An 11999-nucleotide genomic window follows, 5' to 3' on the forward strand; every position below is an offset into this window, starting at 1 on the left:
CGGTAGAAGAGATAATAATCACCACCTCTCATGAGAGGTGGTAGCTCTTTGACCCGCTCACCGCCAATATGAGGCCATGGATCTGCGAAGTGCGTTTGACCCGCCGACGCCGGCAGTCATCCTCGCGGAGGGGGCGTTCGGGAAAACAGCCGGTAAGACCGCCAACGGGGTCGTAATGCACAGCGAACTGTTCGATGTTGGGGCCGTCGTGGACTCCGAGCAGGCCGGTCGGTCGGCCGCTGACGTACTTGCCCGCTCGGACATCGCCGACGTGCCGGTCGTCGCGTCGATGTCCGCTGCCCTGGAGGCGGTTCCCGAGGCAGAAGCACTCGTCATCGGCGTCGCGCCAGCCGGGGGCGCTCTCCCCGAGGAGTGGGTGACCGACATCCAGGCGGCGATGCGTACCGGGTGTGACGTCGTCTCCGGCCTCCACGTTTTTCTGAGCGAACGCGACGATTGGGTCGACCTCGCTGACGAATGCGGCGTCCGCCTCTTCGACGTCCGAAAACCCCCCACGGGTGACGACCTCAGGGTCGCAGACGGACGGGTCGACGACGTCGATGCCGACATCGTCCTCACGGTCGGCACCGACTGCGCGATCGGCAAGCGCACGACGACGTTCGAACTGTACCAGGCGGCTCAGCGGGCGGGTCTCGACGCTGGGTGGGTCGCGACCGGTCAGACGGGAATCATGGTCGGCGCTCACAGAGGAACCGTCGTCGACCGCGTGCCCGCAGACTTCACGGCCGGCGTCGTCGAGGACAACGTCTGTGCGGTCGGCGAGAATCACGACCTCGTTTTCGTCGAGGGGCAGGGAGCGCTCACCCACCGCGCTTACTCGGGCGTGACCCTTTCGCTGCTCCACGGCGCCTGGCCCAATGCCGTCGTGCTCGTCGATGATCCCGACCGAACCGAACGCACCCACTTCGACCGGTTCCCTATTCGCGGCGTCGACGTTGAGCGCGAACTCGTTGAACGCCTGTGTGACGCCCGGGTCGCCGCCCTCTCGACGTGGGGCGATCCGACGACCGAGCGGGAGCGGTTCGACCTGCCGACGGCGAACGTCTACCACGAGGACGGTCCGGCGTCGCTCCTAGATGCCGTCCGGAAGGCACTGTAACGGATGAACGGATCGTCTCCGTCGAGCTTGAGCTATCGCACTTTCAGATAGCGGAACTGTTCGAGACTGCGCTTGAAACCATATGCTGAAGCGACGTATGGCATCTGTCGTCGTAAAACTCCGGTTGAATACCGGATATATCTGAACACTTCAATATTATATAGAAGTAGGAATACCAAGAAGAAAGCTGTCAGATTCCGCTACGTTATGTTGAATAAGTGCAAAGCCTCGCCGACGGGCGGGGATATGCGCAGTAGGCTTGATTCGATTTCTGTCCGTCACTGCATTGCTGGATATATCACGAATGGTAGAATTAAGCGTCCTACCGTCGTATCTATAGCTACCGACGTTCCCCGGTTCCGAGGTCGGTCTTCGACCGTTCAACGGCTTCGTCGTCTCACTCGCCCGGGTAAGAAAGTCGACGTCCACTCCATCACGTCCAGGCCACTTGGTTGGCTGACGCTACTGATGGTACTCAGCAGACTGAATATCCAGTCGTGGACCGGAATGCGGTATTCCCGGGTGAAGCACCGGTTGCACATCGGTGGGAAGGTCACGTTGACACGGCTCTACGCGCTGAAATCTGCGTCTGTGGTCATAATTGGATGGGAACCGGTGAGGGAGGACGCGTAAGCGTACGTCGTTCCCGAGGAGACGCGTAACCGTAAATTCCCCTTTGGGGAATCCTCGCCCTTTAGGGCAGGAGGATGTCAATACCAGTTACGTACTGCCTACCGAAGTGAGTAACGGAGAATACAGTGTAAAATGGAAGGGTTTTTTGACGATTGATTCACAGCCTTTGCAAAAATAGTTCTAAACTGTTCTTGGGATTGATGACGAGATGGATAGTTATGCGTCTACAACGGCGCTGATCCTCGCGTGTCAGCTGTCGTGAGAAGGACCACAATGACACAAGCTAGCCAATCAGAAAATGCGTCCGGAAGTAAGTCAGAGACGAATCGGCAAGGAGCGCTAAAAAGGAGAACGGTACTCTCCGGGTTAATAGCCACGGTAGGCGCATCGAGTCTCGCCAGCGCACAACAAACAACAACTACCCAAGGTGGGGGTGGAAACCAACAGTCGTTAGTCCAAGCCGCAGAGCAAGGCGCTCAGCAAGGCGTAAACAGTGTTGAGGATTCGTTATCGGAAGACGAACAGCAAGCGATTGTTGAGGGTGCAACGCAGGGCGCAGTCCAAGGTGCTATCAATCAGAACGTTAACGTCAATGTCGTGCAGAATGCTGCATTCGGCGCAGCAAAAGGAGCAGCCCAAGGTACGGTCAACCAAAACGTCAATGTTAATGTTCTCCAGAATGCCGCATTTGGTGCAGCTCAAGGTTCTATCAACCAAAACGCCAACGTCAATGTCGTCCAGAATGCTGCGTCCGGCGGTGCCCAGGGTGCAGTCGAGGGGAGCTCGATAAATCAGAATGCGAATGTAAACGTCGTCCAAAACGCTGCATTCGGCGCCGCAAAGGGATGTGCGCAAGCAGGAGCAATCAATCAGAATGTTAACGTCAATGTTCTACAAAATGCCGCTCTCGGGGCAGCGAAGGGATGTCTTCAAACTAGGGCAGTCAACCAGAATGTCAACGTAAACGTCATTCAAAATGCGGCGTTGAGTGCGGCTGAAGGCGCCGTCCAGGGCGCTGCAACCAATCAAAACGTCAACATCAACGTTATTCAGAATGCCGCACTCGGCGCGGCTCAAGGGGGTGTTCGGGCTGCTGCAGCGAACCAGAACGTCAATATCAACATTCTCCAGAACGCAGTGGCTGGCGCAGCGCAGGGCGTGTTGCAGCTAAATCAGAACGTCAATGTTAACGTCATTCAAAATGCTGCACTTGGTGCAGCCCAGGGTACGATTCAGGGTGCTGTGAACCAGAACGTCAACATCAACGTCGTTCTCAACGCAGCAGCTGGTGCAGCTCAAGGCGCAGCACAAGCGGGTGCAGTAAATCAGAATGTGAACATCAACGTCATCCTCAACGCCGCACTCGGTGCTGCCCAAGGCGCTGTGAACCAGAACGTCAACATCAACGTCGTTCTCAATGCTGCATCTGGTGCAGCGCAGGGTGCAATCGCGGGCGCTGTGAACCAGAACGTCAACATCAACGTCATTCTCAACGCCGCTCAAGGTGCCGCAATAGGTGCTCTGCGAGCAGGTGCGATCAACCAGAACGTCAATATCAACGTCATTCTCAATGCCGCACTCGGGGCCGCTCAGGGATGTGTACAATCTGGTGCAGTAAATCAGAATGTGAACATCAACGTCATCCTCAACGCCGCACTCGGTGCTTCCCAGGGAGCGATCAATGCAGCGGCGGGTACTCAAAACGTATCTCCCCAAGAGGTTCAAGCCGCAGCACTGGGCGGAGCGACGGGTGCTGTCGAACTTGCCTCAGTGAATCAGAACGTCAATATCAACGTCATCCAAAATACGGCGGCAGACGGTGCGCAGGAGGGAGTACAAGCGGCAGCGACGGGCGCCTCTCTCCAAGAAATCCAACAAGCAGCGGAGCAAGAAGCGCAAGGCGGTCAAGTCAACGGTACTCAACAACCCGGTGAAGGAACTCAAGAACCAGAACCAACTGCGGAACCCGAGCCGACAGCAGAACCAGAACCGACAGCAGAACCAGAACCGACAGCAGAACCCGAGCCGACAGCAGAACCAGAACCAACTGCGGAACCTGAGCCGACAGCAGAACCCGAGCCGACAGCAGGGCCAGAAAATTCCAGCGGATAATATCTTCCTGCCCTAATTGACGAGGCCTTCGCCTCGAATTTTCCGTCAATCCGTCTGTCCAGCAATGACGAGCGACACCGCTATGTTCTAGTGAACTGCGTCGGAGTCGCGTCCGAACGGAGTTCACTCCAATGAGATCGTCCGGTCGGTCCACGCCCGAAGAAATCCCACGACCTCGCGTTCGCGACGCGAGACTGGATCGTCCGTCCCAAGTTCGTTGCTCTCGAAGGCATTCATCACCGCGCATTCCGCGGATGCGCAGTAGGTCGTTAGCCGTTCGGGGTCCAACGACTTGTGCTGGAACGGTATCGTCGTATCGTTGACGAACACTGCGCGAGAAGTGGGAACTTGGTCGAGAATTCGATCCGCTCGCTTGGCGTTGTCCTGGGCCAGAGTGACCGTCTCCTCGTCAGTCTCGCCTTCCGACCGCGGGGCGTTCGCATCGAGGACGCCGTACCACACTCCATCAGGAATCGTCGTGAAGCGGTCGAGCCTGCCGCCGAGCACGCGTCCGTCACGTTCGACCTCTGGAGCGAACTCCAAGATGACCACGCCTTCGGTACCCTCACGTTCGATCCAAGCATCGAGCGCGCAGGCGGTGAGTCGGGTTTTTCCAGACTGTGAGGGGCCGACGATAAGGGTCGAGCCGGAGAGCTGGAAGCGGAGGTCGGTCATGTGACGACCGCCTCCTCGCGGACGTATTTCCCCAGGAGGACTATAGTCGCGATTCCGATGACGATGGCGAATACTAGGACGACTCCCGACAGTGTATCGACGCCATCCGCAATCCGTTCGCGGATGAAGTTTGCTGCGAGCACCCCCGAGACGAGAAGCAGGGTGAGTCCCCCGCAGTTGGCGAGCGTCGAGTTCGACTTCGGAACCGCGCGGGAGTTCAGGAGGTACAGGACTACGGCAATGGCGAATGGCGTCCCAACCGTGCCGAGCGCGAGGACGAGCACGAGCTGGCCGATGACCTCCCCGCCGATGAAGGCACCTGGTGCGGACAACAGCGCGAATGCGGCGAGTAGCGCCCGGTACCGGGAGTCCTCAACCGTCGTTCCCCAGCCGAGCTTATCCGCGACGAGGAAGGGAGGGACGATCGTGTTCCCACCGAGCGTCGAGATCGCCGCACCGCCAAGCCCGAGCAGGAAAAGCCACCTAGCGCTCGATCCGACGAGTGGGCCGAGGGCCTGCGCCGCGCTCACGGTCGTCAAGTTGGGGTTGGTGAGCACGCTGGCAGTGACGAGGAAGATCGCAACGCTGTAGACGCCGAACGCGACGACCATCGAGGCGACGATGTCGAAGGTTGCGAGGCTGTACTCGCGGTCGGTCCACCCGCGAGCGTGCATTGTATAGGAGTGCATCGTGATCAGCGTGATGTGAACTGCACCGCCGAGGATGCCCGCGGCCACGACCGCACTGCCTGAGGGGAGCGAGGGGACGAGTCCCAGAACAGCACTCCCAGGGTCGATCGGGACGACGGAAAGCGATGCGACAAACGCGAGCACGACCGCCGTAACGAGGATCTTCGCCGCGAGTTCGATGAAGTGGTAGCCTCGCCCGGCGAGACCGACCGCGAGAAGCAATGCCCAGATGCCACCCCATACTCTGGCATCGATTCCCGTTATCGTTGACGAAACCGAGGCGACGGTGTTCATGATCACGAGCTGTGCGACGCCAGCCGCAATCACCACGTCAACGACGAGAATCCAGGCCCACCACTTTCCGATATACTCCTCGACGACGCCCACGATTCCGTGCTCGGTGAGGAGACCCAACCGCATCGCGAGGTACTGAGCTAGTGCACCCGCGACCGCAGAGAGGATCACGACCCACAGCAGGGCGTAGTTAAAGCGTGCACCCGCGGTGACCAGGCTCGCCATCGTCGCCGGGCCTGCGGCGATCGCCCCGGCGACCCACGACGGGCCCATCTCGCCGAGGTAGTCACGAACCGCACCTCCCTCTGCGGCGGTCGTGCTAGATGATGTCTTGTTCATACCCGAATGATATTACCCACGAATAAAATACATGCCGGCACTACGGGGCGGAGCAGGCCGACTGCCTCGAGGCGTGATCCCATGCGGTTCACCCTCGCTCTAACCGACGGATATCCCTGGTGATCACGGCCATCTCGTAGCAGAATACGAGGAAAACGCCGAGAAGACTTCCCCAGAGAACGACCGTGAAAGCCGTCGGACCCATGGCAGCCATTACTTACTCACCTCCGCGTCAGTGTCCATGTCCACCGGCGAACCGCCGTCGGTTGCCGGTTCATCGAATCGGCGAATCTCGCGGGAGAGTCGGGCTAAGTCGAACTCTTCGTTCGAAAATCGTGCGATAATCAACGTTAGCCCAGTCGAGATGAGAAACGCGCCGGCGAAGGGAATCAGATACGTCGTGTCGGCCGCCGGGAGAGCATCTCCGAGCAACGTATCCAATATCTCGTGGAGGCCGAACGGGAAGGGGAAGTAAGCGCTCCCAGCCGCGAGTCCGGCGAGACTGCTCACGAGGGCTCCGGTGCCCGAGAGACGGCCACTAAACAGGCCGTAGACAAGCGGGAAGCCAACGGCGGCACCGAGAAGGTCGGCAACGAAAAAGAGGCGAAGGACACTCCGAGCGCGAAGGCTCACCGCGATTGCGGCGACCGCAATAACCACAGTAAACGCCCGCGCACTGAATCGCAGGATTCGGTCGTCCGGATCTTCGAGCAACCGCGGGAGATCGGCCGTCACGAGGCTCGACAATGCATTGAACAGCGTGTCGGCTGTGCTCATCACCAACACGAGCGCGAGCAAGAGGACGCTGAGGACGATCCACTCTGCGACGGTGCCTTCGAGCAGAACGAAAAAGGCGATTCCAGCGTTGTAATTCTCACTGCCGAACTGAGTGACGACATCGGCGTGGCCGACTGCAACGACGCCGAGGAGCGTGGCCAAGAGGAGAATTAGGCCGTTGGTGACGGTCGCGGTACGGAATCCTCGCTCGATCGTGTCGGATCCGTCAGCGGCGTAAATACGCTGCCACCACGTTTGATTGATGAGTTCCGCGCCGAGAATCGCGAAAACCAGCGCGACGCCGAACCTGATCCCCGGAACGAACCCGGGATCGAGGAGCGTGGAGTCCGCAGACACGATCCCCTCGTAAACGCCGCTGGGTCCGCCGAGTACGAGTACGACCGTGACGATACTCACGACGAGTAGTGGGAGGATCAACAGCATCTGTATCGTGTCGGTGACGATGCTCGCCCGGAGGCCACCGTACCCGGTGTACAGCAGGACGAACCCGCCGACGAGAACCGCCGTCTGCCATTGAGGAACTCCCGCCACGTGGTGGAGCGCCAGCGAGATCCCGGTCAACTCCGCAGCGAGGAATACGAACATATAGAGGACGCTGACAGCGATCACGAACGCGTACATCGCGCCGCCGTACCGCGCGTAGGCGTACTCGGTGAGCGAATGGCCTTCCGGAATCACCTGGCGGATCCGCGGGCCGAGTTTCGAGTACGCGAGCATCGGAATGGCCTCACCGACCCCGTAGCCCGCCACGGCCGCGATTCCGTAGAGGGCGCCGGCTTCCGGGGCCGAGAGGAGGATCCAAACACCCATGACTGAGGCGATGAGCGTGGCCGACGTCTGCCCTTCGCCGGTCGAATCGCGTGCAGTGATGAGATCCTCGACGGACTCGACCCTACCTCGCGAGAACCAAATCCCGACCCCGGTAAAGACTGCGAGCGTCGCGACCGTCAGTCCGAGCGCGACGGTGGAACTAACCATCACTTCTCCCCCCTGCGACTTCCATCGCACTTTCGGGGTCGTATGCCGCGTCGAAAAAGGCGACCTCTAGCGACACCGTTCTCCGGAAGAGTCGTTCGATTCGTCGCTGACGACGGGGCGAGGCAGCCTCGCCTTCTCGATCGAGTTCGTCGCGGAGCCACGTCACGAAGGTCTCGAACTCCTCGTTGGCGTGGAGGTCAATCCACTCTGCGAAATAAAAGCGCGAGGGTGACTTGTCTTCGACGGCGGTGGCCCACTCTAAGTAAATCCACTCCGCCGGGAGGAGAACCGCGAGCGTCTCGCCGTACCCGCCTTCCCTTGCGGCTCGCTCTAAGAGATCCTCGAACGTCCGCATCGTGGGGGTCAACTCGGGATCTGCGTGCTCGGCTTCCGGAATGTCAAGTGCCTCGAAGGAGCGCTCGAAGTAGTCGTTCTCGTCGGCGGTGAGCGTCCCGAGAAAGTCGACGAATCGTGACTTCGATTCCATAGTTGGTGCGTCTCCAACAGCATGTCCGAAGATCCCGACGAGCGTCTCGACGAAGGCGTAGTCCTGTACTAGATACCGCCGGAAGACCTTATCGTCGAGGTTTTCAGTTCCGAGTTCGCGCGTGAACCGATGGGTCGTTGCGTTCGACCACTCCGGTTGCGCACGTTCGCGAAGCCAGTTGGTGAACCCGGCTGTCTCGTGTGCCTCGGCGTACTCCTCGAATGTGTCAAGTCGTCTTTCGGTGTCGGCACCGCGGGTCATACTGACCACTCCTCCCGTCGCCAGGCGGCGTCCCAGAAGCGGTACTCGTACCGGGCCGACGTTCGAAATAGATTCTGAAACCGCTCACGTTCGGCCTCGCTTTTATCCCTGGCCACGTCATTCATCAAGTCCTTGCACCACGTCGTGAGTTCCGTGAACTCATCACCTGCGTACATCTCAACCCACGTAGCATACCGGTCATCAGCGGGCAGTCCGCGCGCCGCAAGTCGCTTTCCCGTCTCGTTGAAGCCCCACATGCATGGCAAGAGTGCAGCCACGAGATCGCCGAACGTCCCCGTGGTCGCGGTGCGCACGAGGAAGTCGGTATATGCCCTCGTGGTGGGTGATGGTTCGGTAGTCTCAAGTTCGGTCTCCGAGATGCCGAAATTGGCCGCATACTCGCGGTGGAGATCCATTTCGGTATTTATTGTCGACTCAAGCAGCTCCGCGAACGTTCCCATGCGTTCGAGGTTGGGGGCCTTCGTTGCACCGTGGGCAAACATCCGCGCGTAGTCGATCAAGTAGACGTAGTCCTGCCTGACCCAGTATTTGAATGGCTCCTCATCGAGGGTACCCGCCCCTAGCTCTTCGACCATCGGATGCTCCAAAATAGCTTCCCAAATCGGTTCGGCCACCGGTTCAAGGTCGTACGTGAAGCTCATGTCCTGCCGTAAGTACTCGGTGTTAATATAACCATGTAATACAACCCAGTTGTTGAAAGGGCGTGAACCGTTACTAGATACTAGCGAAGCTACTCCATTTTCCTCCGACTGACGATTTCTACAGGTGGAGCAGGCCGAGTGGCTCGAGGTCACACTCTGATCCGGTTGGACGCATCAAAGAGAACGAGTGCGACATTGATCTCGTTAGTGAGCGTGGCGAGGAGATTGGCTAATGCGGTGCAGAACGAATTCGTGTTAAGCAATTTGCATGCGCCTAGAGATGCAGAAGAATACGTCGTAGGCTGCCTGAAAATTCCGACCCTGGAGGTCTCGCCAGTGTTCTTGGAACCGCACCCAGGAGCACGGAGAGGGCCGGAAGTAGAGGTGTCGCGGGAGCTGCCTGGTGTTCAGGGAGCTGATGGTGTGTCTACCTCGAACTCCTAACCTGTCGACGTCCGTCATGTGCCTCTGACCTCGATTCGACAGGAGTGGTGGCCGAGTTTCCTCGACCCAATTCGGCCAATGAACGGACGGTAAAAAGAAATTCTGACCAGTTCCTCAAAACCTTATCGTCGTTCGAATCTAAACATCTGTGTACTATCGTTACGGGGTTAGCCGCCGAGCATCCTCCGTCGAAATTGTACGCAGAACGAGGGCGTTCTCTCGAATCGCGGCATCGATAATTACACCCTCGATCCCAATTCCGATACCTTCGACCGAATCGACCTCCGCTCCGTATAGGTTGACGGTAAAGAAAATCTCGTCATCTCTACAGGTGACTCTACTGGGTTTTACGAGCACGACACCCGCATCTCTATAGTCTCGGTATTGGTTACATCCTCTCGATATAGGATTCATTATCAACGGATCAGTATTATAAAGAGTAATATATTAGTAAATTAATCGATCGCTTGCCTCATGTCAGACAGCACGGAGCAAAACGGGCATGATATTGATCGACGTACGGCACTCAATTGACCTCCTCCCGCGCCTAAAGACGCGGGAATCCCACCATGGGATTTCAGGCCGTCCGATACGACCCTAAGGTTTCAAGACGCATACGTTCCAAGCGTCGCCTGCTGGGAGTCAGCATCGGCTTGGCTGTCTTGCGGGACGGTCAAACGTCCCCCTTCCTCAGCCGAGTCATCGCCACTCGTGTGTTCTCTTGAGTGACTCTCTCCGCTGAGGTAGCGGTCTGCGATATTGAGCGCGGCGTTAACGTCTGCTTGGTACTCCGAAACCCAACACTCCGAATTGGAACACTTGAACGTCGTCTGCTTCGGACGGTAGCCCTGTTCTCCACAACAGTGGCACGTCTTCGAGGTGTACGCAGGATTCACCGTCTCTACGCGGATCCATTTCTCAGCCGCCTTGTAGCGAATCTGAGCATGCATCTTGGCGAATCCCCATCCGTGGAGACGGCGGTTCATGAACGCGCCGTAGTCCATATTTTCCCGTATGTGTGTCAGGTCTTCCAGCACCAACACGGGATTATCGAATTGGTCGGCGTAGGCGACGACCTCCGACGTAACTGTGTGGAGGATGTGGTCGATGTGTCTCCACAATTCGTCGCCGTAGGACTCAGCGATTCGCCCACTTCCACGTTGCTGAAGACGGCGAGTGGCCGTAAAATACGTCTCACGGAGTTGCCGTACTCGCTTGCCTTCATCGTTCCAGAGGTTGGGTGCAGTCGGGGAACCGCGCTCGTCACGGTGACACACCGTTAACAAAGAGGCTTCCCCGATATCTACCCCAATCGGCGTCTCCGCCGAACTGGTTTCTCGCTCTTCTACGTCTCGCGTGGCGACGATGTGAAAGTACCACTCGCCGTCTCGGTCGAACAACCGACACTCGCCCATCTTCGCGTCGCCCACATACAATGCTTCAAGCCAATCCCGCTGTTCGGGATTGATTTGGGCAGGTATCCAGAGGTAGTAGTCGTCGTGGTGCGGGATTTTGACGTACCACTCGATAGCGTTCTGTGGCTTGTGGTCGAGTTTCGGGCCTTCGTTCGTGAACCGAACAGGGTGGTCGTCCTTCAACTCCTTGGCGTCGTAGCTTCCACCACAGAGTTGTGGGACATACTGCTTGAGCGCGTTCTTCGCGTAACCGCTCAGGTCGTAGTTGACCACTACGTCGTTCGCCGCCGTCTGTGTGGTACAGTCAGCGTTGAACGCGGCTTCGAGTGCTTGTTGGTAGGCTTGTTTCGTCTCACAGAGTTTCCGATGCTTGTGAGTATTCGGGTTCACAAGTTTGAGTTCCAGTGTCTCTGTGAGCTCGGTCATATTAGTCGTCCTGTTCTGTTGGTTCTGAAGTGCGTACCACTTTCACATCCGCTCCACGCCATCGCTTTGGAACGGTGACGTGGGCGCTATTCCCGAAGGGTTTGACTTCGCCATCGAGGACTTCCTCACCCTCGATCTCAAAGCGATTTACCATACAATGGATATACATTAGATATACTTAGTATTATCGATTGGAAATCCAGCCGTGTACGGTACCGGAAAATGGACAGACTATGCCTATCGCTCGACCTCCGCCTGAAGACGGAGGTATGCGCTATCGATCTCTATCAATTCAACAGCGACGAAACGGCTTGCGATAGGCAGATGAAGAGTATGTGTACCCAAGTGCGTCCACGACTCCGAATAGGAGTTCGAAGATGACGATCGCAAGTAACACGATAGCGATGTTGATCGTCGCGACGGCCGCAATGACGGGACTAGCGCCGAACTGCATTTGGGCGAAGATCCGCACAGGAATGGGCGTCATCCCTGCACCTTGCAGGAAGACAGCGATCTGAAGGTTTGAGTAACTCACCACGAATGAGAAGATTGCTGCGGTGAGCAGGCCAGGGAGCAACGCTGGGAACGTAAAGATCGGGAATACAACTCTCCCGGTAGCATCGGTAACGCCTTCTTAAACAAAGTTATGACGGTACATTATAAGAC

Annotated in this window: 11 protein-coding genes; 2 read left to right on the forward strand and 9 right to left on the reverse strand. The window is 57.8% G+C overall.

The genetic code is table 11. The annotated features are described in order from the left end of the window. Positions 1-76: 76 nt before the first annotated feature. Both LIW51_RS27370 and LIW51_RS27375 read left to right on the forward strand, forming a co-directional pair. A complete protein-coding gene (locus tag LIW51_RS27370; RefSeq protein WP_227378598.1) occupies positions 77-1120 on the forward strand; it encodes an N-acetyltransferase DgcN family protein in 1044 nt (347 codons plus the stop codon). 906 nt (positions 1121-2026) lie between these two features. After that, complete coding sequence (locus tag LIW51_RS27375; protein ID WP_227378599.1) at positions 2027-3865, forward strand: hypothetical protein; 1839 nt, start codon at positions 2027-2029, stop codon at positions 3863-3865. 123 nt (positions 3866-3988) lie between these two features. On the opposite strand, the gene LIW51_RS27380 is transcribed toward LIW51_RS27375, so the two are convergent. The 9 genes from LIW51_RS27380 to LIW51_RS27415 form a co-directional block, all read right to left on the reverse strand. After that, positions 3989-4540 carry a hypothetical protein gene (locus LIW51_RS27380; protein WP_227378600.1) on the reverse strand — a complete coding sequence of 184 codons (552 nt, stop codon included), beginning with the start codon at positions 4538-4540 and terminating at the stop codon, positions 3989-3991. Next, on the reverse strand, positions 4537-5862 hold the full coding sequence (locus LIW51_RS27385; protein WP_227378601.1) for a divalent metal cation transporter: 1326 nt from the start codon (positions 5860-5862) through the stop codon (positions 4537-4539). Before LIW51_RS27385 ends, LIW51_RS27380 begins: the two co-directional genes overlap by 4 nt. An 88-nt stretch (positions 5863-5950) precedes the next feature. Further along, complete coding sequence (locus LIW51_RS38775) at positions 5951-6076, reverse strand: hypothetical protein (RefSeq protein ID WP_255767569.1); 126 nt, start codon at positions 6074-6076, stop codon at positions 5951-5953. Beyond that, entirely contained in the window at positions 6076-7638 is a 1563-nt protein-coding gene (locus LIW51_RS27390) for a sodium:solute symporter family transporter (protein ID WP_227378602.1), read from the reverse strand. The genes LIW51_RS38775 and LIW51_RS27390 overlap by 1 nt, the downstream gene beginning before the upstream one ends. Continuing rightward, positions 7631-8386, reverse strand: coding sequence for a TenA family protein (locus LIW51_RS27395; protein WP_227378603.1), 756 nt, complete (start codon positions 8384-8386; stop codon positions 7631-7633). The genes LIW51_RS27390 and LIW51_RS27395 overlap by 8 nt, the downstream gene beginning before the upstream one ends. Continuing rightward, positions 8383-9048 (reverse strand): thiaminase II, encoded by a 666-nt coding sequence (gene tenA / locus LIW51_RS27400; protein WP_227378604.1) that lies wholly within the window; start codon positions 9046-9048, stop codon positions 8383-8385. Before tenA ends, LIW51_RS27395 begins: the two co-directional genes overlap by 4 nt. Positions 9049-10097: 1049 nt before the next feature. Beyond that, positions 10098-11333, reverse strand: a complete 1236-nt coding sequence (locus LIW51_RS27405; RefSeq protein WP_227378605.1) for an RNA-guided endonuclease InsQ/TnpB family protein — start codon at positions 11331-11333, stop codon at positions 10098-10100. Between the two features lies 1 nt (position 11334). After that, complete coding sequence (locus LIW51_RS27410) at positions 11335-11487, reverse strand: DUF2080 family transposase-associated protein (RefSeq protein WP_227378606.1); 153 nt, start codon at positions 11485-11487, stop codon at positions 11335-11337. 138 nt (positions 11488-11625) lie between these two features. Then, a complete protein-coding gene (locus tag LIW51_RS27415; protein ID WP_227378607.1) occupies positions 11626-11868 on the reverse strand; it encodes a hypothetical protein in 243 nt (80 codons plus the stop codon). Between the last annotated feature and the right edge of the window lie 131 nt (positions 11869-11999).

It is taken from the genome of Haladaptatus halobius, assembly GCF_020618475.1.
Classification (GTDB): domain Archaea; phylum Halobacteriota; class Halobacteria; order Halobacteriales; family Haladaptataceae; genus Haladaptatus; species Haladaptatus halobius.